Annotated in this window: 26 protein-coding genes; 18 read left to right on the top strand and 8 right to left on the bottom strand. The window is 46.0% G+C overall.

What is annotated here, in order from left to right; translation table 11 throughout:
* Positions 1–294 (bottom strand): encapsulin-associated ferritin-like protein, encoded by a 294-nt coding sequence (locus MDMS009_RS04410; RefSeq protein WP_008290535.1) that lies wholly within the window; start codon positions 292–294, stop codon positions 1–3.
* A gap of 114 nt (positions 295–408) precedes the next feature.
* Here MDMS009_RS04410 and MDMS009_RS04405 point away from each other — a divergent pair, with 114 nt between their 5' ends.
* The 7 genes from MDMS009_RS04405 to MDMS009_RS04375 all read left to right on the top strand — a co-directional run bounded on the left by MDMS009_RS04405 (position 409) and on the right by MDMS009_RS04375 (position 7,287).
* Positions 409–1,320 carry an AAA family ATPase gene (locus tag MDMS009_RS04405; RefSeq protein ID WP_008290646.1) on the top strand — a complete coding sequence of 304 codons (912 nt, stop codon included), beginning with the start codon at positions 409–411 and terminating at the stop codon, positions 1,318–1,320.
* A gap of 3 nt (positions 1,321–1,323) precedes the next feature.
* On the top strand, positions 1,324–2,286 hold the full coding sequence (locus MDMS009_RS04400; protein ID WP_008290605.1) for a DUF58 domain-containing protein: 963 nt from the start codon (positions 1,324–1,326) through the stop codon (positions 2,284–2,286).
* Positions 2,279–4,327 (top strand): transglutaminase TgpA family protein, encoded by a 2,049-nt coding sequence (locus MDMS009_RS04395; RefSeq protein WP_008290682.1) that lies wholly within the window; start codon positions 2,279–2,281, stop codon positions 4,325–4,327. The genes MDMS009_RS04400 and MDMS009_RS04395 overlap by 8 nt, the downstream gene beginning before the upstream one ends.
* Positions 4,328–4,395: 68 nt before the next feature.
* Positions 4,396–5,133 carry a tRNA threonylcarbamoyladenosine dehydratase gene (locus MDMS009_RS04390; RefSeq protein WP_008290594.1) on the top strand — a complete coding sequence of 246 codons (738 nt, stop codon included), beginning with the start codon at positions 4,396–4,398 and terminating at the stop codon, positions 5,131–5,133.
* Positions 5,126–5,629, top strand: a complete 504-nt coding sequence (locus MDMS009_RS04385; RefSeq protein WP_008290681.1) for a hypothetical protein — start codon at positions 5,126–5,128, stop codon at positions 5,627–5,629. The genes MDMS009_RS04390 and MDMS009_RS04385 overlap by 8 nt, the downstream gene beginning before the upstream one ends.
* 67 nt (positions 5,630–5,696) lie before the next feature.
* Complete coding sequence (locus MDMS009_RS04380; RefSeq protein WP_008290680.1) at positions 5,697–6,191, top strand: aminoacyl-tRNA deacylase; 495 nt, start codon at positions 5,697–5,699, stop codon at positions 6,189–6,191.
* Between the two features lie 94 nt (positions 6,192–6,285).
* Positions 6,286–7,287: a hypothetical protein gene (locus MDMS009_RS04375; protein WP_008290528.1), complete on the top strand. Its 1,002-nt coding sequence runs from the start codon at positions 6,286–6,288 to the stop codon at positions 7,285–7,287.
* Positions 7,288–7,294: 7 nt separating this feature from the next.
* On the opposite strand, the gene MDMS009_RS04370 is transcribed toward MDMS009_RS04375, so the two are convergent.
* The gene (locus tag MDMS009_RS04370) at positions 7,295–9,640 is read right to left on the bottom strand and encodes a mechanosensitive ion channel domain-containing protein (protein ID WP_008290617.1); all 2,346 of its coding nucleotides are present in this window, start codon (positions 9,638–9,640) and stop codon (positions 7,295–7,297) included.
* A 168-nt stretch (positions 9,641–9,808) separates the two neighbouring features.
* Between MDMS009_RS04370 and MDMS009_RS04365 the strand changes: the two genes are divergently transcribed.
* The 5 genes from MDMS009_RS04365 to MDMS009_RS04345 all read left to right on the top strand — a co-directional run bounded on the left by MDMS009_RS04365 (position 9,809) and on the right by MDMS009_RS04345 (position 15,080).
* The gene (locus MDMS009_RS04365) at positions 9,809–10,468 is read left to right on the top strand and encodes a membrane protein (protein WP_036314238.1); all 660 of its coding nucleotides are present in this window, start codon (positions 9,809–9,811) and stop codon (positions 10,466–10,468) included.
* 42 nt (positions 10,469–10,510) lie between these two features.
* Positions 10,511–11,728: an MFS transporter gene (locus tag MDMS009_RS04360; RefSeq protein ID WP_008290636.1), complete on the top strand. Its 1,218-nt coding sequence runs from the start codon at positions 10,511–10,513 to the stop codon at positions 11,726–11,728.
* Between the two features lie 250 nt (positions 11,729–11,978).
* Positions 11,979–13,511, top strand: coding sequence for a carbon-nitrogen hydrolase family protein (locus tag MDMS009_RS04355; protein ID WP_008290673.1), 1,533 nt, complete (start codon positions 11,979–11,981; stop codon positions 13,509–13,511).
* A gap of 108 nt (positions 13,512–13,619) precedes the next feature.
* Positions 13,620–14,156 (top strand): GNAT family N-acetyltransferase, encoded by a 537-nt coding sequence (locus tag MDMS009_RS04350; RefSeq protein WP_008290543.1) that lies wholly within the window; start codon positions 13,620–13,622, stop codon positions 14,154–14,156.
* Between the two features lie 75 nt (positions 14,157–14,231).
* Complete coding sequence (locus MDMS009_RS04345; RefSeq protein ID WP_008290643.1) at positions 14,232–15,080, top strand: translation initiation factor eIF-2B; 849 nt, start codon at positions 14,232–14,234, stop codon at positions 15,078–15,080.
* Here MDMS009_RS04345 and arsB read toward each other — a convergent pair.
* The 4 genes from arsB to MDMS009_RS04325 are packed head-to-tail and all read right to left on the bottom strand — an operon-like array spanning position 15,077 to position 17,387.
* Positions 15,077–16,102, bottom strand: a complete 1,026-nt coding sequence (gene arsB / locus MDMS009_RS04340; protein WP_008290609.1) for an ACR3 family arsenite efflux transporter — start codon at positions 16,100–16,102, stop codon at positions 15,077–15,079. The genes MDMS009_RS04345 and arsB overlap by 4 nt on opposite strands.
* A gap of 14 nt (positions 16,103–16,116) precedes the next feature.
* On the bottom strand, positions 16,117–16,524 hold the full coding sequence (locus MDMS009_RS04335; RefSeq protein WP_052298142.1) for an arsenate reductase ArsC: 408 nt from the start codon (positions 16,522–16,524) through the stop codon (positions 16,117–16,119).
* Positions 16,524–17,009 (bottom strand): ArsI/CadI family heavy metal resistance metalloenzyme, encoded by a 486-nt coding sequence (locus tag MDMS009_RS04330; RefSeq protein ID WP_008290625.1) that lies wholly within the window; start codon positions 17,007–17,009, stop codon positions 16,524–16,526. Before MDMS009_RS04330 ends, MDMS009_RS04335 begins: the two co-directional genes overlap by 1 nt.
* 12 nt (positions 17,010–17,021) lie before the next feature.
* The gene (locus tag MDMS009_RS04325) at positions 17,022–17,387 is read right to left on the bottom strand and encodes an ArsR/SmtB family transcription factor (RefSeq protein ID WP_008290599.1); all 366 of its coding nucleotides are present in this window, start codon (positions 17,385–17,387) and stop codon (positions 17,022–17,024) included.
* Positions 17,388–17,510: 123 nt separating this feature from the next.
* On the opposite strand from MDMS009_RS04325, the gene MDMS009_RS04320 reads away from it, so the two are divergent.
* The gene (locus tag MDMS009_RS04320) at positions 17,511–18,173 is read left to right on the top strand and encodes an SDR family oxidoreductase (protein WP_008290670.1); all 663 of its coding nucleotides are present in this window, start codon (positions 17,511–17,513) and stop codon (positions 18,171–18,173) included.
* 6 nt (positions 18,174–18,179) lie between these two features.
* On the opposite strand, the gene MDMS009_RS04315 is transcribed toward MDMS009_RS04320, so the two are convergent.
* On the bottom strand, positions 18,180–18,926 hold the full coding sequence (locus tag MDMS009_RS04315; RefSeq protein WP_008290581.1) for a ferredoxin--NADP reductase: 747 nt from the start codon (positions 18,924–18,926) through the stop codon (positions 18,180–18,182).
* Between the two features lie 99 nt (positions 18,927–19,025).
* Here MDMS009_RS04315 and MDMS009_RS04310 point away from each other — a divergent pair, with 99 nt between their 5' ends.
* Together MDMS009_RS04310 and MDMS009_RS04305 are read left to right on the top strand one after the other, a co-directional pair.
* Complete coding sequence (locus MDMS009_RS04310) at positions 19,026–19,484, top strand: GNAT family N-acetyltransferase (RefSeq protein ID WP_043887939.1); 459 nt, start codon at positions 19,026–19,028, stop codon at positions 19,482–19,484.
* Positions 19,485–19,542: 58 nt separating this feature from the next.
* On the top strand, positions 19,543–19,908 hold the full coding sequence (locus MDMS009_RS04305) for a lysozyme inhibitor LprI family protein (RefSeq protein WP_081443596.1): 366 nt from the start codon (positions 19,543–19,545) through the stop codon (positions 19,906–19,908).
* Between the two features lie 19 nt (positions 19,909–19,927).
* On the opposite strand, the gene ribF is transcribed toward MDMS009_RS04305, so the two are convergent.
* Positions 19,928–20,863 (bottom strand): bifunctional riboflavin kinase/FAD synthetase, encoded by a 936-nt coding sequence (ribF, locus tag MDMS009_RS04300; protein WP_043887917.1) that lies wholly within the window; start codon positions 20,861–20,863, stop codon positions 19,928–19,930.
* Between the two features lie 128 nt (positions 20,864–20,991).
* On the opposite strand from ribF, the gene MDMS009_RS04295 reads away from it, so the two are divergent.
* The 3 genes from MDMS009_RS04295 to dxs all read left to right on the top strand — a co-directional run.
* Complete coding sequence (locus tag MDMS009_RS04295) at positions 20,992–21,237, top strand: exodeoxyribonuclease VII small subunit (protein WP_008290592.1); 246 nt, start codon at positions 20,992–20,994, stop codon at positions 21,235–21,237.
* Positions 21,238–21,263: 26 nt separating this feature from the next.
* Positions 21,264–22,130 carry a (2E,6E)-farnesyl diphosphate synthase gene (gene ispA / locus MDMS009_RS04290; RefSeq protein ID WP_008290530.1) on the top strand — a complete coding sequence of 289 codons (867 nt, stop codon included), beginning with the start codon at positions 21,264–21,266 and terminating at the stop codon, positions 22,128–22,130.
* A 12-nt stretch (positions 22,131–22,142) separates the two neighbouring features.
* A partial coding sequence (dxs, locus tag MDMS009_RS04285) for a 1-deoxy-D-xylulose-5-phosphate synthase (RefSeq protein WP_237700478.1) occupies positions 22,143–23,493 on the top strand: 1,351 nt, incomplete at its 3' end.

Here is a 23,493-nt window from a genome sequence, read left to right as displayed (position 1 = left end):
TTAGTCATGGTGATGACCAATTTCACCCTCGGTGAACAAGTAATCTTTTAATTCTTCATCCAGCTTTGCATCACGACGACGAATCCATTCCAACACCATTGCCGCATGTTCTTTTTCTTCATCACGGTTGTGTGCAAGAATTTTCTTCAACTCAGGATCTTTGCAAGCATCAACACGTTGGTTATACCAATCGACCGCTTCCAATTCTTCCATCAATGATGTAATTGCTCGATGCATATCGCGGGTTTCATCAGACAATTCTGAAACCGGCTCGTGATAACCTTCATTTGCCATGAATTTTTCCTTTTTTTATCCGTTTTCGATGAACCATGTTAAACCTAGCATGTCTTGTAGGAACTTGGCACTATAAACCTACGGAAAAACTGGCAACTTGGCACAGGATTAAATATGCCCCAAACGCAACTTTCAGCAATATTAGCTAGCATCAACGATATTATTCTCGGTAAAAATCATCCCATAAAACTTGCTCTCACCTGCCTGCTCGCTAAAGGGCACCTATTAATCGAAGACCTGCCCGGCGTCGGTAAAACGACCCTTGCCCACACATTAGCTAGTGCTTTAGGTCTCAGCTTTCAACGAATACAGTTCACTAGTGATATGTTGCCTGCTGATATTATTGGCGTATCGGTCTATGAGCGTGACTCCAATCGCTTTAACTTTCACCCTGGTCCAATTTTTACGCAATTAATTTTGGCTGATGAAGTCAATCGTGCTTCTCCTCGCACACAAAGCGCATTACTGGAAGCGATGGAAGAACAACAAGTGACCGTCGAAGGCGAAACATATAATCTTTCATCACCCTTTTTTGTCGTCGCAACCCAAAATCCGATGAATCAAATCGGAACGTTTCCCCTACCCGAGTCACAACTTGACCGCTTTCTAATGCGTATCGAACTGGGTTACCCAGATGCCAAAGCCGAACGCGCATTGTTATTGGGTGAAGATCGTCGTTCACTACTTCAAAAACTGGAAGCGGTTATCAGTGCGGATCAATTAGAAGCACTTCAGCAAGCAGCAGCTCAAGTTCATGTTTCAACAGCATTAGTAGACTATGTGCAACGTATCCTGACGCATACCCGAGACTCGGGGCATTATCATACCGGTTTGTCGCCTCGAGCTGGACTCGGACTTATTCACGCTGCGCGGGCTTGGGCCTTAATTGAAAACCGTGACCATGTGTTGCCTGAGGATATTCAGGCGGTATTACCCAGTATCGTCGCCCACCGTCTGCAACGCCGTGACGACGACAATGCGAAGGATTGGGTCGAACAGCTTATTCATCAAGTTCCGATTCCATAGAAAATGACTGCAGTAATCAGGGAAATTTGGCAGCGCTGGCAAAAAAGCCGTACTCAGCGGATTTATATGATTCCTACGCGTTATGGCTACGGCTATGCTGGCTTGTTGCTATTGATGCTGCTGGGCGCGATTAATTACGACAATAGTCTGGGTCATCTTTTATGTTTTCTGCTTGCCAGCCTTGGCCATGTGGCTATGCATCATAGCCATCGTAACCTTCGCGATCTTGATATTTCAATCACCGCAATTGAGCCGACTTTTTGCCTACAACACGCTCGCTTCATGCTGAATGTCATTAATCAAGATGATCGTGATAGTTTCCATATTTCTATCGCACATCAACACAAACAAGACTTACCTCGATGGCAATTTATAAAAGCCTTCAATCCTTTACATACCATTGAACATATCAGTGCTAACAATAATCATAGCTGCTCTATTACCATCCCTGCCCTCACTCGCGGCTGGCAGCCTATCAACAAACTGAGACTCTCAAGTAACTATCCACTTGGGATTTTTTTCAGTTGGACGGTTTACTCACAACAGGCACAAGTGTTGGTTTATCCACAAGCAAAAGGCACTCGCTCGCTCCCCATGCACCAAGGGCTCGGAAAACAGGCACAGTACAGACCCAAAACGGGAGATGAAGAGTTTGCCGGACTGCGCCGCTACCGGAAGGGAGAGCCACTGCATCGCATCGCATGGAAAGCGATGGCGCGGGATGATGTTATGCGCAGCAAACACTTTGCCAGCCCTGAAGGCGACGAATTATGGTTAAGCTGGCAGGATGTCAGTGACATCATTGATCTCGAAAGCAAGTTATCTCAACTTTGTCAGTGGCTACTCCAGGCTGAAACCGGCGGCTATCTCTACGGGCTTGATATCCCCGGCACACGCATTGAACCCGATAGTGGTAAAACACATCAGCATCACTGCTTAAAGTCACTGGCCTTATATCATGACTAAACCAGATTTTTCGCCTGATCATCACCATATCAACAGCTTGATCGTTGCCTTGTTGTTGGGGGCGATTCCACACTTTATTTACCAGCCTTTCTGGGTGGGTTTGATGTTTGTGGTGATGATCAGTTGGCGTTTGCTACATAGTTACCGGGGTTGGCCTCTCCCTGCGGCAAGCCGCTGGTTGAAAGTCTTACATAATGGTGGCGCAGCACTCACCATCGTCTTAATTTTTACACAGTTTGGTCTCACCATCGGGCGCGATTCGGGTGCCGCTTTGCTGACGATTATGCTGGCATTTAAGGTGGTCGAAATACGTTCTTTACGTGACTACTACGTAAGTTGTTTTCTGGGTTTCTTTTTGGTTATTACCAACTTCTTTTACAGTGAAAGCCTGATGATGGTTGTATTGATGTTCGCTGTGATCATCCTCCTCACCAGTTGTTTAGTCAGTGTTAACAGCTCTCACGATGTACAGGGTATTAAACAGCGTCTTCGTTTAGCGCTTAAAATGGTATTTCAGGCGATGCCTGTGATGCTTTTTCTCTTCTTACTGTTCCCTCGTATCCCCGGCCCTATTTGGGGTTTACCTAAAGATGCCAATAGCGCTGTCACCACAACCATGACTGAGCAAATCACGTTGGGCGAAATTCCCTCAGGCACTGGCACCAGTGGAATAAGCGACAGCATCCAAATGGGTAAAATCAGTCAACTGATCCTATCCGACGAAACCGCATTTCGCGTCCAGTTTGAAAATGACACCATCCCGCCATCCTCACAACTGTATTGGCGGGGACCTGTGTTATGGCATACAGATGGCACTGTTTGGTCGCCTTTGGCACCGAAGCACGTCAATAAACAGTCCCCTCAAATTACGCATTCAGGCAGTCAGTTTAGTTATAGCATGACGCTAGAGCCCCACAATAAGCGCTGGTTATTCGCCTTAGATTTCCCCACCCAAAAGCCGACGTCATTTCCAAGCTACCTGAGTTCAGATGGTCGTCTAAATAGTCAAAGTAAAATAAAAAACCGTAGTCAATATGCGCTCTCCTCGAGCACCGATTATCGTTTCAACGCTGAAGGCGATAACAATCTTTGGGCAGCGCTCCAACTCCCCAAAGATAAACATCCACAAACGCTGGCATTGGCGGAAAAATGGCAACAAGAAACCAACAATAAACGCGACTACATTGATCGCGTATTACGTTTTTTCAATACCCAGAACTTTGTCTATAGCCTCACACCACCTCAACTCAGTGGTGATATCGTTGATATGTTTTTATTCGACTCGCGGGAAGGTTTTTGTGAGCACTATGCGGCCAGTTTTACTGTGCTGATGCGTGCTGCAGATATTCCTGCTCGCATTGTCACTGGCTACCAAGGTGGTGATCTTAACCCGGTCGATAATGTGCTGACCGTTCGTCAACGTGATGCGCATGCGTGGACCGAAGTCTGGCTCAAAGATCAGGGCTGGATTCGTATTGACCCGACTTCTGCTGTATCCAGCCAACGGGTAGAACAAGGGATATCCGGGCTTCTCCCAAATGAACGTAACTCCCCCAGAATTCTCTCCCAAAGTGATGCTTTAACCCAGCTCTGGCAACATATGGAAAATAATTGGGATGCCTTCAATAATTCATGGGACATTTGGGTTGTGGGTTATGGCCCCCAAATTCAAAAGCAAGTCTTATCCAAACTAGGAATGAATAATCCAGACTGGAAAAAAATGACAATCTGGTTGGCGTCATTACTGCTTTTGAGTGGTTTGGTGATGGTTCTCGCCTCATTATATCGCCGCCGGGATAGTGACCCCGCTGTTGCCTTATATCAAACATTTTGTCGCAAAATGGCAAAATTCGGATTAACAAAACATGATTATGAAGGTCCGCATGATTTTGCTCTGCGAGCGCAATATGCCTTACCTGATTATCAGCTTCAGATTCATCAAATCACAACACTTTATAGTCATATACGCTATCGCCATGAACAACCACTTTTACTCGAAGAGTTGGCACAAAAAGTAAAGGCGTTCAGGCCTCAAAAATAGAGTCTTTGCCAAGCAGACTCAATATCAGAGAAAATACGCATCATATTTCTGTGGTTTGAGGTTTTCTAATGGCACATTCCAACCCGCTTTTTGAGCGTACCCATATTCTGATTGGTGATGAGGGCATCACCAAATTGCAAAAAAGTCATGTGTTTCTTGCAGGCATGGGCGGCGTTGGCTCTTTTACTGCGGAAGCTCTGGCCAGAATGGGCGTAGGCAAAATGACCCTTGTTGATCATGATGTGGTTTCTGGCTCAAATATGAACCGTCAGCTGGTGGCACTAAAATCTACCGTCGGTACACTCAAAGCCGATGTTATGGCACAACGCATTCAGGATATTAACCCTGACTGTCAGTTAACCTTACTGACCGAATTTCTCACGCCAGACTCGATCCCTGCCGTGCTGGCACAAGGCTATGATGTCATCGTAGATGCAATTGATAGTCTGAGTAGTAAATCTGCATTACTTGAAACGGCGTGGCGTAATGATCTAACGGTATTTGCCAGCATGGGTGCCGGTGGCAAGCTGGACCCAACACAGGTTCGTACTGGTGACTTGATGGATACCAGCATGTGCAAGCTCGCTAAACAATTACGTTCACAACTGCGTAAACGAGGTGTAGGTCGCGGCATTCAAACTGTCTATTCAACAGAGTCCCCGTTACCGCCGTTACCACCTGAACCGGTCAGTCGTGGCCGTGCGCGGGCAGTGAATGGCACGGTCAGTTATATGCCATCGATTTTTGGCTTAACCCTGGCAGGTCTCGTAGTGAATCATATTGTGGGTGACAGCCGTCGTGTCTGATCCCACCGATGTCATCAACTGCCATCTCGAACTTCAACAAACCTTATCATCCTTACTTGCTCGCTATGATATTGAGGTCATCTCCCTTGCCGATACCGACACGATTCCTGGTAGCTTTTTTGGCGAAAGAGAAGCGGGATTAATCGGACATCAATTATATCTGCGACAGGATACGCCGGTGCATTCTGCATTACATGAAGCCTGTCATTACATCTGTATGGATCCTGAACGCCGTCAGGCGCTTCACACTGATGCTGAGGGTGATTTTGATGAAGAGAATGGCGTGTGTTACCTACAGATCGTCTTAGCAGGCTTTGTATCAAAGTTAGGGCGTGCCCGTATGCTCAGAGATATGGATCGTTGGGGCTACACGTTTCGGCTTGGCAGCGCCAAAGCCTGGTTTGAAAACGATGCCGAAGATGCGCATGCTTGGTTAATCAAACATGGCATTATTGATCACAAGCAAACGCCGACTTGGCATCTCAGACAGTCCTGAATCAAGTGACATTTTGCAGTATGCTGTGATCAATTCTATAGATGAAAAGAACGTAGCTGGAGGCTAAATGAGCGATACAATTTCTTCCCCTGTGACAACGTTACTTGATGCCGAAGGTATCGATTATCAAGTGATAGAGATTCCTCTGACTGAAGACAAAAAGCCCGTTCGAAACCTGGAAGAATTGTTAAGCAATCAAGGTCACGATCCCAAATCAGTGGTTCGCAGCCTGCTGTTTCGCACTGGCTCAGATAAATTCGTGTTACTGGCTGTCGCCGGGGGTGGTCGTGCCGACTGGGGCACATTGCGTAAACATCTCGATGAACGAAAGTTACGCATGGCTGAGTTTGATGAAGTACCTGAAGCAACCGGCTATGTGGTGGGCGCAGTCCCTCCTATTGCGCTGCCCGACACTATTCAAGTGTTATTTGACGAGAGTGTGAACCAGTTTGAATCGGTTGTCATTGGTAGTGGCGTGCTCGGTTATGCACTTGGCTTAAAAGCAGCTGACCTGAAAACCCTGATGTCAGATGCCAGCACGGGTCAGTTTGTCAAAGCCTGATTAAGCTAACTCACCGCAACCCTGCATTGTATGGCTGAACCAATAATGTCTTAAACAGTCATTACTTATACAGCCTTGGGCGGAGCGCTCATCCATGTTCAGACAAAAGCAAAATGCATTATATCTAGCCTGCTTGTTGGCACTAGGTCTAGTGACCACCAGCAGTCAGGCAGAAAATATGACCGGCGCTAAGCGTAGTCATAATAATGCCAGCTCGTTTAATAATAATGCCGGCGATCCACACGTCTACCAATACAGAGGAAAAAGCGGCGGCGCTTTATCGAGTCATTCCAGTCGAACTCATCAGTCCAGGCAGTCTCCACGATCATACGGTAACAATGCTGATGGCTTACATCACTACAAACAACGTGATCATTCAGTGCGGCGAGACACTTATTCCTCGAAAGGTCATAGAGGCCAACATCACTCCTACGGGATTAGTGGTCACCCATCGTTTGGGCTAACACCCAAACCGCGTCATAACAACAAACCGCATCGCTACAATCACCGCCCCTATCATGGTGATGGCCACAAGCGTTATCAGCCACCACGAGGTCTTAGCTATAGAGGCGTTAACGGGATTATATTCTACTCGGCTACAGGCTACGCCGTCTCCAACTCTGCTAGTGACTCAATCATCATAAGGAATGATACGGCTAACAACTATCGCTCAGATACTCGTTCAGGTTTAACCCAGAGTGACGCGTGGGATGCATTGAGTCATTACGAGATCGATACCGCACGATATGCCTTCGAATCGCTCATGCAATCTCAACCAAATGCGGCTTTGCCGCGGGTGGGCTTTGCATTGAGTACGGCATTATCAGGTAATGTGAAAACCGGTGCTTATATTATGGAAGAAGCGTTGTTGTCTGATATTGATGACTTACGCTATTTCAAAGCCGATCCCGATCTGGCGTTAATCATTGAAGAACTATTATTAAGCTATCAAACTGATCCTTTAATGACCGCCTCCCTACATTATTTTAGTCAGAATTATAAAGCAGCGAATCAAGCAGTGCGCATTGCTGCCAGTCGATGTCAGCAATGCACTGCCGTGATTAACCTAAAGGCGCTTATCCATCCGCATATCTGATAACGGCTTATTCGCCGTCATCAAAATCACCTTTATTTGAAGGGTTACTTTCCGCTTTCTTAGGTTGCTTTAAGGCTTTCTGATTGGTCTCTTTCTCAGCAGTTTTTTGAGCATCGTTGACCACTTCCACCTCATTAATCATCCGCATTGGCATTGCTGGTGCATCCCCATTCTTATCTTCACCGAAGTACAAAGTAAGATGTGGGAATGGAATTTCGATACCCGCTGCATCCAGGTATTGCTTAACCAGACGGTTATAAGCCCGCCCTACAGACCATTGGCTACCAGGCAAGGTTTTGATCCTGACCCGAATATTCACCGAGCTGTCAGCCAGTGCTGTGACCCCATGGACTTCAAGCTCATCCTCCAGAATGTTTGCTCGTTGCTCATCATCCGCTAATAACTCAGCAAAGGCTTCACGCAGCTTAATGATGACCTCATCCGTATTTTCACGATAAGCCACACCATATTCTCCGACGTGGTAAGCAAACTCACGCATATAGTTCGATACCGTATCAACAGCAGAAAATGGCACGACATGGTAAGTACCAGATAAATCACGTAGTCCCAGTGAGCGAATAGTGAGTTTTTCAGCAACACCGGTCAAACCACTCACGGTAACGATATCACCGGCATTAATCGCATTTTCCATTTGAATAAAAACACCCGTAATCACATCTTGAACCAGCTTTTGAGCACCAAAGCCAACCGCTAAACCCAGAACGCCAGCACCGGCAATCAGCGGACCGATATTGATACCTATTTCAGACAACACAATCATCGTGGTCATCACAATGATTGTGATCGCAGTGGCATTGCGGAAAATGGTTAATAAGGTTTTTTCTCTGGCACTGGGTTCACCTTTTCCTTCTTCCGGATTGAGGCGATGCTCTATCCAACTAGCCAGCACCATCCATAGAAACATGGATACCGTCAGAATAAACAAGACAGATATCACTGTACTCAGTATCTGTGTTCCTGCCGGTGACGCTAACCATGTAGGCAAATCAACCGCGCCCCAGGCATCGAAAATGGCACTGATCACCATAATCGTCACGAGCACCTTTAGTACCTTATTCAAGGTCGGGAGAAAGTTATTTAAACGTGTCTCAAAGGTCGACAATCGATAACTAATTACGGCGGGAACACGGATACCTTTGCCAACGGTCATTTCCAGTAGAGCAATAATGCCCATACCAATAAACACAGCAAGTACTGTTTGCAGGGTTGCCATCAGTAATTCGGGTAAAGCCTCATCAGGCTTAATAAGCAGTGCCACCCCCATCACCACAAAATAGGCCATCGCAAACAAGTGCCAGCTTCGAGACAATACTCTTAACATCACCTGTGTCGCAGCAAAGTTGGATTGTTTGGCGACCTCAGCCAGACTTTCACGTACCTGAAGGCGTTGTCTAATGACGATTGTCAGTGCATAGGCGACGGTGACGAGCACAATGAATAGATTAAACAGATCGCCTAAGTTTTCAGATAAGTTGGTCCCCACCAGCGGTGCTAAAAACAACACGCCATACCCGACAAAACTGACAATAACAGCCAGGAAACCATTCCAGTAACGTGCTGTTTTGGCTTTCATGGGTAGTAACCGCATGCTGTCTTCACGGCCGGAAAATATGGCACGTAACGCGACTTTAAATAGCTCTACAGCAATAAATATATTCAGAAATAAAGTTTGGCTGACTGAGATTTTTCCAACTTCGCCAATAAACAACAAAGCAACGCCATAGCCTGCCAACCACGCCATGGCAACAACAATGACATCCGTCAACACGGATAACACGATCGCCGTCGCTTTCACCACAAGTGGATGCACATTCGTGTCAGCGTTAGCCAATCTATCGGCGCGTTTAAATAAAAAGCGGGCTAAAACTCTTAAGATGATATAGGCACCAACCGTAGCGGCTACCACCAATCCCAGCTGGATCAACAAGCCAAAAAACGCGACGATTTTTTTGCTCTGACCCGATGCCAGTTCCGACATAGCCGTCCAACTACCCGTTAGCGTCGTGACAATGCTTTCGACGACGGATTGACTTTTTTTAGCCACCTCAGTAGATACGCTGTCTTGATTTGTATCTTTCGGCTGAGCGTCTTGTTTATTCGTAGAATCGTTTGTCGTGGTCTGCTTCTTATCCGAGAGCTGACGCAACTCAGCAATCAATTCATCACGACTGGCTGGATCTGCCAGCATGTCAGCCAGAACCTGATAATGATCGTTTCCCTCATTTTCTGGTGCTGTTTGAGCAGCAGAGTCAGAAATAGACACCATCATGCCAACACTGACAATGATAGCGGCAAAAAAGAGTTTAAAATCAGAAAAGTAGGTCGTCGACACAGTAGCTCCCTGTATAGGTGATTTTTAGGTTGCGCATGATAAAATAGCTCCCAACCTTATCATTCATTGGGTCTAACTCAAACAAGTCGTCAGCAAAATTTAATCACTACTCGACCCAACTCAAGTGACTCATTTATGATGAATGAGTTCATATTAATGGGAATCTCAATGAACGAAAGCACGCTACATAGTCGACTCGCAACCGCGTTACAAATCATTCTTCTGGCGGGTGCCATCGGCGCTTTATGGAGTCAGCAGTGGTTCAATGCTGTCATCATTATCGGCATTATTCTGGTCAGCCTCTTACCCACTCTGCTAGCGAGAAGTTTCGATTTTGTGATTCCACATGAATTCAAATTACTGACCATTGGCTTTGTGTTCGCCTCTCTGTTTCTGGGCGAAGTGCATGGCTATTACACCAAGTTCTGGTGGTGGGATATTGTGTTGCACACCAGTTCTGGTTTCCTACTCGGCATCATTGGTTTTTTACTTGTGTATGTATTAAATGAAACGAAACAAATTCAACTCAGTATGCGACCGGGCTTTGTCGCCTTTTTTGCCTTTCTCTTTGCACTCGGTATCGGGGCATTATGGGAGATCGTCGAATTCACTCTCGACAACGTCTTTGGACTGACTATGCAAAAAACGATGCTTGGTGATAGTACCGGTCTGACTGATACAATGTGGGACTTGATAGTAGATGCCGTTGGCGCCCTTGTCATCAGCATTCTGGGCTATGGGTATTTAAAAACCCAAGATGAGTCTTTTCTGGAGCGCTGGATTCGAAAATTCATCCGAAGCAATCCACGCCTGTTTAAACGCGATTGAACTCACAGCATCATTCGCTGAACTTTCTGCATAGGACACCACATGGAATCGAATACGCGTCTGGGTTATACCGGGCTCATTCGTCAGCACTTTGGCTTATTGGCGGCGGCGTATTTGGCCGTTTTTACGGGCAATCTAGGTCAAAGCTTCTTTATTGGTCTGTTTCAGGCCGATATCAGTGATTATCTGAATATTTCGGCCGGCGAGTTCGGCAGTATTTACGCTGCCATCACCATGCTGAGTGGCTTCTTAGTCATGCATTTTGGGCCGAAGATCGACTGGATCTCGCCCAGAACCTATGTATTTAGCGTATTAAGCGTACTTATTCTCGGCGTCTTAATGCTGACTCTGTCCCCTTGGTGGGGACTCGCTATAGTGGGATTGGGTCTGCAACGTTTATGTGGTCAGGGATTAATGACCCATTTCGGAAGTACCTTGGCAGGCCGAGAATTTACAGTGAACCGTGGTCGTGCCTTGGGCCTTGTAAGCTTAGGCATGCCCTCTGGTGAAATTATTTTACCGCCGACGATTGCCTTACTCGTCACATGGCTGAGCTGGCAACAAATCTGGTGGAGCATTCTAAGCGTGCTTATCGTTCTTTGGATAATGCTATTGCTCTTTATCGACTGGCCAGAAGCACCACGTAAAAAACACGATAAAAACAACCAGCAAGACAAAGGCCCTAGTCCAATGCGTGAATTACGTTTCTGGATGCTGATTCCGATGTTAATGGTATTACCCATTACCCTGACCGGTATTTTTATCTATCAGGCTCAATTAACCCACGACTTAGGCGCTTCCGCTACCACCTATGCCTTAGCATTAACCGGGCTGGGGTTATCCCGTTTTCCCGGCGCGTTATTAGGAGGCCGCTGGATTGATGAATTTGGTGCGACGACCTTAGCGAAACTGTATTTAATTCCTTTTGCCCTAGCCTTGCTGATAGCGGCAATTGTCGGTGGCAATATGGCGATCTGGATTCTCATGCTGGGTGCAGGCATGGCATTAGGCATGTCATCCCCTATTGGTGATACCTTACTGGTCAGGCTATGGGGCCGCGAACACTTAGGCCAAGTACGCTCATTAAAGTCTGCATTTCTGGTATTTTCAACCGGACTTGCCCCAGCCTTTTTGGGCTTTATGATTGATGCTGGTATTTCATTTCAAGCTATCCTGATTGGCATGCTGATATTTTTAGTCATGACCTGGCTGATGGCACAGGCGCCTATCAAAGAAGCACACAACAGCGACCAGCAATAATTTACCCCCTTGTAATTCAATCTCGCAGCACATGGGTTCTAGCCGCATACTGCTCAACCCTCTCAGCGTCGCCATGATGTTTTTATTGGCTGGCATCACCATGTTGGCGATGTTTTAGCGCTGAATTGCTCGCCAACCTACCGGTAACTAAATGAGGTAGGTTGCGACTTACTCAAATTACTGGACAACTGAATCACAGAATGATGAACTAGCTTTGTCATTCTAATGCTTATCCACCAAAGGGTTATTCATGCCTGAAGATCTGCACATTAAAATCCGTAACCTTGAAAAATCGGATTATCCACAACTCAAAACATTAATGGACCAAATCTACGTCGATATTGGCGGTGCGTGGGAAGAGCATACTATCTTCAAATTGATTGATGACCTGCCGGAGGGGCAGATCTGTGTCGTCGATCATGAAACCATAGTTGGTGTCGCATTGGCTGTGCAGGTGGATTATCACAAGTTCAGTAACCCTCATACCTATGATGACTTGATCTCTAAGAAAGAAACGATTCTGAATAACCCGGATGGCGATGCGCTGTATGGGCTCGATGTGTTAATCGATGCCGATTACCGTGGTTATCGATTAGGGCGACGTTTATACGAAGCACGTAAAGAACTGTGTCGTCAGCATAACCTTCGCGCCATTCTAGCCGGTGGCAGAATCCCCAATTACCATGAGCATTCGGATGAAATGACACCTGATGAATACTTTGAGGCGGTAAGAAACAAACGTATTTATGATCCGATTCTCACCTTCCAGTTATCCAACGACTTCCAAGTCACTCGTCTATTAAAGCAATACCTGCCTGAAGATCAAAAATCACAAGGCTATGCTACTTTGCTGGAGTGGCGGAATATTTTTTATGAGCCTGAAAGTACCGTTATCGACACACGTAAAACACAGGTGCGGATCGGCGCTATTCAATGGCAAATGCGTGAAGTGGAATCAGTGGAAGAGTTACTACGCCAAGTCGAATATTTTATTGATGCCTTATCCAGCTATAAAAGTGACTTTGCCGTTTTCCCTGAGTTTTTTAATGCACCATTGATGGGATTAAGCCCTGATCAACGTAACCAGACAGAAGCGATTCGCTTTCTCGCTAGTTACACAGAGCAATTTAAAAACGAAATGTCGCAAATGGCGGTGAGTTACAACATCAACGTCATCACCGGCTCAATGCCGTTACTGGAAGATGATGTGCTGTTTAATGTCAGCTATTTGTGTCGGCGTGATGGCACCATTGAGATTCAACGTAAACTACATATCACACCTCACGAGCGCCGCGACTGGATCATCAATGGCGGAAATGATTTACACGTGTTTGAAACCGATGCCGGTCGCATTGGCATTTTGATTTGTTATGACGTCGAATTTCCTGAGCTTAGTCGCAGATTGGCCGATCAAGATATGGATATTTTGTTTGTACCTTACTGGACGGATACCAAGAACGGCTATTTACGCGTTCGCAGTTGTGCCCAGGCGCGTGCCATTGAGAATGAATGTTACGTTGTTATCTGTGGCAGTTGTGGCAACCTCCCACAAGTCGAAAATCTGGATGTGCAATATTCTCAAGCAGCCGTATTTTCTCCCTCAGATTTTTCCTATCCTCATGATGCGGTGATGTCTGAAACCACACCAAACACCGAAATGATCATGTTTTCCGATCTGGATCTCGACAAACTCAAACTGACCCGTAGCGAAGGCTCAGTCAATAACTTGAAAGACAGAAGAACTGATTTATACGATATTTCTTGGTTCACTCACGCCAACTGATGCGGTTGATAACGAGTGCTAAATATTACTCAACAAGGGTATTAAAGCTAGCCTGAGTTATAATAAAAAAGAGCTATTCATTAGCGACCACTAAACGCAAACGTCAATATGTCTGATACTGAAACAACATTTTTTATTGGCACTCGCCCCTTTGTATTACGTCAGTTACAAATAGACGATTTGGCCGCTTACCTGACTTTTTTTAATAGTCTTGATGCACAGAGTATGCATTGTCGCTTTGGTTATATGATTTCTGCTTTGACGGCGGATGAAGCTGCTCTTAGAATTCCTCCTGATGCTGACTCCAATCCGGTAATAGCGATTTTTGATGCACACGACTCGAAAATCTTTGCGATCGGCAGGCTGCAAACAGATAAGACTAAGCAAACAGCAGAAATAGCTGTTGTTGTCACGCCGACAATGCGCCGCCAGGGTCTCGCCACCCGTTTACTGGATGCATTAATTGCTCATGCTCAGCAATTAGGTCTATCGCTGATCACTGCTTATATCGTCACGCAGAACGCGCCTGTTATCGACTTATTGACCCGCTTTGGCTTTATAACGGATGAACCGATAACAAGCTCAGAAGAAGATGGTGAACTTAAATTAAGTTTGAATTTAAACCCAGCCCATCAACGCGAATAAGCGATCGCCATTACGCACTTTCATTAAAAAAATTGTCTCAACCATAAGTATGATTGTTTGCAAGAGGCTCACATTATGTCTGAGTGTTACCAGCAACTATTTACTTCACTACGAAATAACCGTAAGGCTGGCGCTACAGAGCTGGCATTAATCACGCTGGCTGAATTAAAAGCTTGCCTCGAAGAGATGCCATTACAATCGATCAGCGAATTAGGCGATATGGCGGATCAGCTTGGCCATGCCCGCCCCAGTATGGTTGTGCTCAGTAATGCCTTAAGTCGTTGGCAACACAGACAAGAACTCGCTAAAACGTTCTCAAAACAAGGCTATATGGATGGTCTCAGCGACATTTATCGAGAAATTTCTGATGCTTCAGATAATGTCGCTGAAAATGCATCCAGTCTGGTTAAACCCGGTATGACCCTGTTAACCCATAGCCGTAGCTCTCAGGTCTCCTCATTATTTGAACACCTACTGGAACAGCACGTGAACTTCAACGTTGTTGTTACTATCAGCGAACCCAGTAAGGAAGGTTTGCTCGTCGCCAGTGAACTTGATCGGTTTGGTATTCCGGTCACTGTTATTACCGATGCAGAAATGGGGCTAATAATGCCCATTATTGATCTCAATATCAGTGGTTGTGACAGTTGGTTGTCGGATCATCACTTTGTAAATAAAACCGGCACCTTGTTACAAGCTTTAGCTGCTCACCATTATGGCAAACCCTTTTGGGTATTGGCCGATAGCTTTAAAACCAACCCTCAAACCAGTCATGACATTACATTGGAAACCATGCCAACAGATGAACTCCGGCTCCCCAAAGGGGAGCATATCAGCGGCAAAAACACGTACTTCGAAACCATCCCTACCCGCTTAATCACCGGCAGAGTCAATGAACATGGCCTAGAAGCTATGCAAAGCTAGCTAAATCGAGCAAACCACGGTTTAGTGGCCAATGCCAAAGCCACCAGCGATAACATCACCGGCACTTCCACCAGCACCCCTACAACCGTTGCCAAAGCCGCGCCAGAGTGTAAACCAAACAGGCTAATCGCAACGGCTACTGCCAGTTCAAAGAAGTTCGATGTCCCAATTAATGCGGCGGGTGCTGCCACGTTAAATGGCACTTTCCATAAGTAGGCCCAGCCATAAGCCACTGCGAATATGCCGTAGCTTTGAATCAACAACGGTATGGCGATCAACACAATGACCATCGGTTTGGCCAAAATCGTTTCTGCCTGAAAGCCAAACAACAATACAACGGTAGCTAATAAGCCCATGATTGAGTATGGTTTTACTTTTTCTGTGAACGCCGCGATTTCATGGTGATCGCTGCTTTTATCCAATTTTCGTCGCGTCAGATAACCAGCAAATAATGGCGTCACAACATACAGCACAACGGACAACAATAGTGTTTGCCAAGGCACGATAATATTGGTCATACCCAGTAATAAGGCGGCGATAGGCGCAAATGCAAACACCATGATAATGTCGTTAATCGATACTTGCACCAACGTATAGTTGGCATCCCCCTTCACCAACTGACTCCAGATAAATACCATCGCGGTACACGGCGCAACCCCAAGCAGAATCATGCCAGCGATGTACTCTTTTGCGGTTTGAGGATCAACCAGACCAGCGAACAGATATTCAAAGAATAAAATACCCAACCCAGCCATGGTGAACGGCTTGATTAACCAGTTCACAACCAAGGTTAAGCACAAACCTTTGGGTTTTTTACCCACATCTTTTATCGATGCAAAATCGACATTGACCATCATTGGGTAAATCATCAGCCAGATAAACACGGCAACGACGAGATTGACCTTGGCATATTCCATCACAGCAATCAGCTCAAAAGCTGCTGGAAATAACACTCCCAGCCCGATACCTGCAAGAATGCTTCCGCCTACCCAAACTGATAAATAGCGTTCAAAGAATCCCATTGGTGCCGACTCACTCATGGCAGCTCCTGCTCTATGCGAGTTTTCAACATATTGAAAGCCTCATCAAACGCTGCTTCAATATCACGATCACTGCCCTCTGCTTTTGCCGGATCAGGCGTACTCCAATGTAGTTTGGTTTGTGACCCCATTAACACCGGACACACTTCATTTGCCGCGTTATCACAAACCGTAATAACGTAATCAAACTCATGGCCTGCAAACTCATCCCATGACTTACTCCGAGGTTCACCGGCATCAACCCCATGTCTTTTTAAGGTTTCAATCGATTTGGGATGAACATAACCAGCAGGAAAACTACCCGCACTGACTGCTTCGTAACCATCTTTCAACTGATTAATCAACGCCTCAGCCATCACTGAGCGACATGAGTTACCCGTACATAACACCAATACTTTTTTCATTAACAGCATCCTGATTTATCGTTGTCAGCTGGTTCACAACAGTCACTTTTAGCTGCAACCACTGGAATACTCACTGGTGTACAGCAAGCTGAATCTGACGTTTCTGAAGTTTGAGAAAATAATTGTGCATCTGCCATGGTCTGATAGGTTTCCCAGGCGATACCCGCCGGATCCTGCAACCAGGTCTTATCTGATTCGGCATAACAACATACCGTTTCGCCTTCATCAAACACATCGATGTCAGCTTGACTGATACGCTTACGCATTTCAGATAACTCATCGGCATTCTCAACTTGAATACCCAAGTGCTCAACACCTTGCTTCCCACTACGCGTTGAAATGGCAAAATTTAACCTTGGATCATCCAGCATCCATTTAGCATAATCATCTTTCACTTTAGCTGGCTCGGCACCAAACAGCGCCGAATAAAATGCAACGCTTTCAGCGATATCATCGACGCCAAGGTGAATGTGCATTCTTTTCATGGTCAAGCTCCTCTATTTGACAGGGTTTTCACAACAACTAGCTAATTCAATAACCGAACACCCCGTGTTTAAATCCTCGCGAATATTGGCACGCTCATCACTGCAACAATCTTTCACCATAAAACCGATAAGATCATGCATTTGATCAAAATCTGCTCGGTAAATAACGGAACGTCCCTGCTTTTGTGAATGCACAATGCCTGCATTCACTAAATGCGTCAGATGAAACGACAACGTATTGTGTGGGGTGTTGAGCTGTTCACTGATATAACCAGCAGCCAGCCCTTCATTGCCAGCTTTTACCAATAATCTAAATGCGTGCAAACGCGTTTCTTGTGATAACGCATCAAACACGATCAAAGCTTGTTGTAATTCCATATGTCCATACTAATGGACACATCAATTATATGTCAATAAGTTTCGACATATACTGTCACTGAAGATCAACTTGTCGCATGCTAACCTGTAAATAACAAGATTAAGAAAAGACTGGAGAACATCATGGACAAGACATTAGTCATCGGTGCAAATGGTCAAATTGGTAAACAACTGATCGGGTTGATGGCATTAGCAAAAATGCCTGTCAAAGCCATGGTAAGAAACGCTGAACAAGCCAACGATTTAGAAAAGCTTGGCGCAGAAACAATGATTGCCGATCTAGAAGAAGCGTTACCCGACGGTGCCTTTGCTGATTGCGACAAAGTGGTTTTTACGGCCGGCTCTGGTGGCAAAACGGGTGCCGACAAAACCATTTTGATCGATTTGTGGGGTGCAGTGAAAGCGGTAGATATGGCCAAAAAACATCATGTGAGACAGTTTGTCATGGTGAGCGCCCGTGATGCCGGTGATCCGGAAAACGGCACGCCGGCTATCAAGCACTACAATATTTGTAAGCACTTCGCAGATAAGCACTTACTGGAAAGTGGCGTGCCTTACACAATTTTACGCCCGGGTTTGCTGACCAATGAAGCTGCCACCGGCCTGATTACAACGCATCGTCCAGAAACAAAAGAAGCCATGACGATCACCCGTGCCGATGTCGCAGCCTGTGTATTGCAAAGTCTCAATCACTCAGAAGCAATTAATCAGATTGATGAACTCTATAATGGTGATTTACCCATCGCTGAGGCATTTATAAAAGCTGTGTCCAACAGACTCGGCTAGGGAAACTTACCAATACTTTTCAATACTGATGTGGCCAGGCTCACGTCGTGAGTGCTTTTTCAATCCCCGCTCTTCAATCAAAAGCGCCATCGTGTCTTGTACCATTGCGGGGTTACCACACAACATAAATTGGCTATCTTCCGGGGTGATATTAAGCCCAGTCCGGTGTTCCAAGCGGCCATCTTCAATCGCTTGAGGAATACGCCCTGATAGCGCAAAATCACATGCCTCACGACTCACCATAGGCACGTAAATAAAGTCATCCTGATGATTAGCCTGTATTTCAGCAATGGTTTCCGGATAGGCCAGTTCGTCTTTGTACCGCACCGCATGTACTAAGACGACTTTTTCGAATAAATCCCACACCAGTGAAGTTTTGGCGATGGATAAAAAAGGCCCTACACCGGTACCCGTTGCCACTAAATAAAGGTGTTTTGCTGCAGGTAACTGATCCACCGTTAGCAAGCCTGCGGCTTTGGGTGCTACCCAAATATCATCTCCTGCCTGCATATTCGCCAGCTTGCTGGATAAAACACCATCAGGCACTTCGATAAAATAAAAATCGAGCGGGCTTTCATCAGGTGCATTTACTAATGAAAAAGGCCGGCTCACCATTTCACCATCGATCTCTAAGGCCAACCGCGTAAATTGCCCGGCCTTAAATGTTGGGAAGTCGGTTTCGACACGTAAGGAATGTAAACGATCATTCCATTGTTTATTTTCGACAACCTTTGCCGTTAACCACTCTGCCATAACTCCTCCAGCTATTTTTGCGCTTCGTAACTCATGGTACTATCAATCGACTTATCTCACGACGTCGGGTTCACAAAAACAGACATTGATTTTTTCACGATGACTTCCGCTTCTATCGATATCGCCACACAACAAGACTGTGCAGCCATCTGCACCTTGCTTAGCGCTTTGTTTGAACAAGAAGCCGATTTTTCACCCAATGTAGATAAGCAACAGCGAGCTGTTGAAGCGATTATTTCGTATCCTGACAAAGGCCATATTCTCTTACTGAAACGTGACGATAGCGTCATTGGCATGCTCAGTTTGTTATACCTTCCCTCTACCGCGATGGGAGGCAAGGTAGCTCTGCTCGAAGATCTGATAGTTGCAAAGCCATGGCGGCATCAAGGCTATGGCAACATGTTGCTGGAAGCAGCAGAAAGCTTTGCAAAACAACAAGGTTGTTTACGCATTACTTTATTAACGGATCAGGATAATCAAACGGCTCAAAAGCTCTATCAAAAACAGGGTTATCAGTTTTCAGCGATGACAGTGATGAGAAAACAGTTACAAGACTGAGCAAAGTGTACGTCTCGGCAAACAAGTTTTTACACATTGATATACGGCAAAGACAAACATGAAAATATTATTGATACTTTTTTCTCTGTTTCCTGCCCTTGTTCAGGCACAGGCGCTGTGTCCGCTCTCTAATACAACGGTTGAAATGAATCAGTGCCTGAACCACAAATTAGAGCGGGCGGTGAATGAATTGGAAAATAATCTGGCGTTAACGCGGCTCAAATTTACTGACGATCCAGCTATGTTAGCGATGATTGATAAGGCGCAAGAAGCATGGGAAGCCTATCGAAAGAAACAATGTCAGAGCGTGTTTTTGATGTGGGAAGGTGGCAGCATACAACCGCTGATGACGGTGAGTTGTTCAATTCAACTGGCTAGGGAACGTAATACCTTTCTACGCGACACCTATTTATTGTCACAGTAAGTTGAGTGTTTGAAGCAACTCAGCATTTTGCAGCAAAAAAGGTCTTAGCCTGTTCACAATCAATTTCGATTTGCGCTATCAAGGCATCAAGTCCATCAAACCGCTGCTCATCACGAATTTTATGAAGAAAATGTACTTGTACGTGTTCACCATAAATGTCGCGTTTAAAGTCGAACAGATGCACTTCCAGTAATGCTTTATTACCGCCAATGGTCGGTCTGATGCCAATATTGGCCACGCCGTTAACAGGCTCTTCCTCCAAGCCAAATAACTGCACGGCAAACACGCCGGTTAGTGGAATCTTGCAGCGGTGCAGATGAATATTGGCTGTCGGGAACCCCATTTTCCGTCCGCGTTTATCACCATGCGCGACGCGACCGCTCATACGATAAGGCCTGCCCAGTAACTTTTCAGCCATTTCTAAATCACCGTCACGTAACGCATCACGAATGCGCGTACTACTTACGCGATCATGTTCTATCGCAAAAGTATGCATATTCACTACTTGAAAACCATATTGCTTTCCAGCCTGCTGCAACATGGCAAAATCACCGTGACGATGGCGTCCAAAGCGGAAATCATCCCCCACCACCAGATAGCGAACATTAAGTCCTTCCACCAATAATTTTTGAATAAATTCTTCAGCCGTCATTCGCGCCAGTGCTTGGTTAAAGCGTAAAACACATAGCTGTTGAATTGAGAAAGCCCGTAAGGCTTCCACTTTTTCACGAAAACGAGTCAGCCTGGCCGGTGCTTTTTCAGGCACAAAATACTCAAATGGTTGCGGTTCAAACGTGATCACAACAGCTGGCAGGCGCAACATGTCACCTTTCATAGCTAATTGACTGAGTACTGCCTGATGACCAAGGTGTACACCATCAAAATTACCAATCGTCGCCACACAACCTTGTGACGAAGCGGGAAGATTATGAAAACCGCGGATAATTTTCGGCATTAAATTTATCTACTGAAAACGAAGCTAAGCTGAACAGACTAACGGCAAATAAAAAAACATTCCAGCAGGCATTGCCAGCTTGAATCCCTTATAATGTGGCGTTGAATCGATTTTGTTCAGAGGCCCACATGGTGGCAAAACGTAAAAAGCTGGATTATGAAGCAGCGGTAAAGGAGTTGGAAGAACTGGTAGAACGCCTTGAACAGGGTGATATCAGTCTCGAAGAATCGCTGAAACTTTACGAACGTGGCGTATTGCTAACGCGCGACTGCCAAGAATCCCTGCAAGCTGCGGAACAAAAAGTGCAAATGTTGTTACAACAATCAGGCCAATCTAATCTGGTCGACTTTGATCCTGAATCCGACGAATCGTGAATCTAAAATTCCCGCTTGAAGACTGGATGCAACAGCACCAGGCGCAAATTGAACTTGCTTTAGACAAACGTCTGACAGCGCAAAAACAGCCTGGGTCTCAACGTTTGGTTGAAGCCATGCGTTATGCCACACTAGGTGGTGGTAAACGGCTACGTGCCCTGCTCGTCTATGCCACCGGCGAAGCCATGGGGGCAAACCCAGTCGCACTGGATGCGGCGGCAGCGGCGGTAGAAATGATCCATGCCTATTCGCTGGTGCACGATGATATGCCGATTATGGATGACGATGATCTGCGCCGCGGTCGCCCGACCTGTCACAAAGCCTTTGATGAAGCAACGGCCTTATTAGTGGGTGACGCACTGCAAACAATGGCATTTGAAACATTATGCGATAACAGTTTGACGGCAGCTCAACAGGTCTTGATGATAAAACGATTAGCACAGGCTTCTGGCGCATTCGGCATGGCCGGTGGTCAAGCCGTTGATTTGGAATCCGTGGGCAAAAAGCTGGATTTGAATGCTTTGCAATCCATGCACAAACTAAAAACAGGCGCCCTAATCCGCGCCAGTGTCCTATTGGGTGCACTGGCTGCTAGCGATTATGATGACGAAACGTTACAAAGACTGGAACGCTACGCCGACTGTATTGGTCTGGCATTTCAGGTACAAGATGATGTGCTGGATGTGATCGCCGATACGGAAACATTAGGTAAAGCTCAAGGCGCCGATATTGCCTTAAACAAACCAACCTACCCGGCACTGCTGGGGCTGGAAAAAGCACAGCAAAAAGCGGTGGCTTTGGTTGAGAAAGCATTGGGACAACTGGCTGAGTTAGATTTTGATACACAAGTGCTAGCGGCATTGGCACAATTTGTTGTCAAACGCTCTCACTGAGAATTCGACTGGATGGATAATTTACTAACAAGCATCAACAGCCCACAAGACTTACGTCAGCTGGATAAAAAACAGCTGCCGCAACTGGCTGAAGAGCTAAGAGCGCTGATCGTCGAAAGTGTGCAGCAAACCGGTGGCCATATTTCCTCAAACTTAGGGGTCATTGAGCTTACTTTAGCTTTGCACTATGTTTACGACACCCCCGATGATCGTCTGGTCTGGGATGTTGGGCACCAGAGTTATGTGCATAAAATTCTAACCGGACGCCGCGAGCGTATGAATAGCATGCGCCAACCTGGTGGCTTATCGGGTTTCCCTAAGCGTGGTGAAAGCGAATACGACACCTTTGGTGTCGGTCACTCCAGTACCTCTATCAGTGCAGCCTTGGGCATGGCACTGGCAGCACAGGCTAATGATGATCCACGTCATGCCGTTGCCATTATCGGTGATGGCGCGTTAACGGCGGGACAAGCTTATGAAGCACTCGCTCATGCCGGTGATCTCAGCGCCAATCTGTTGGTGATTCTCAACGATAATGAAATGTCGATTTCCAAGAATGTCGGCGGCATGGCTAATTATTTAGCCAAATTACTCTCAGGTAATTTCTACACATCTGCACGTGAAGGCAGTAAAAAAGTGTTAGAAAAAATTCCACCTGCATGGGAAATTGCACGGCGAGCGGAAGAACACATGAAAGGCATGGTTGTGCCCGGAACCTTGTTCGAAGAAATGGGCTTCAACTACATTGGCCCCATTGATGGTCACGATATTGACACTCTTATTGCAACGTTGAGTAATCTCAGAAAACGCAAAGGGCCACAATTTCTCCATATCGTTACCAAGAAAGGTAAAGGTTTTGAGCCTGCTGAAAAGCAGCCTTGTAAATACCATGGTGTCAGCCCGGCCAATAGCAAATCATCTGGTCCTAGCTATACACAGGTGTTTGGTCGCTGGCTGTGCGATATGGCAAAACAAGACAAAGATCTTATCGGTATCACTCCGGCCATGTGTGAAGGCTCTGGCCTGAATCGCTTTGCTGAAGACTTTCCTGATCGCTATTTTGATGTCGGTATTGCCGAGCAGCACTCCGTTACCTTGGCAGCGGGCCTTGCTTGTGAAGGTAAAAAACCGGTAGTTGCTATTTACTCGACCTTCCTGCAGCGAGCTTATGACCAATTAATTCATGATGTCGCGCTGCAAAACCTCCCTGTCATGTTTGCGATTGATCGGGCAGGCTTAGTTGGTGCTGATGGCCCGACTCATGCCGGTTCCTTCGATCTCAGCTACCTTCGTTGTATCCCTAATATGGTGGTAATGGCGCCAGCCGATGAGAACGAATGTCGGCAGATGCTGACAACGGGAT

Origin of the sequence: Methylophaga thiooxydans DMS010 (assembly GCF_000156355.1) — a bacterium.
Lineage (GTDB): Bacteria > Pseudomonadota > Gammaproteobacteria > Nitrosococcales > Methylophagaceae > Methylophaga > Methylophaga thiooxydans.
Note: the sequence above shows the minus strand (reverse complement) of the source record. Positions and strands in the feature narration are given on the sequence as shown.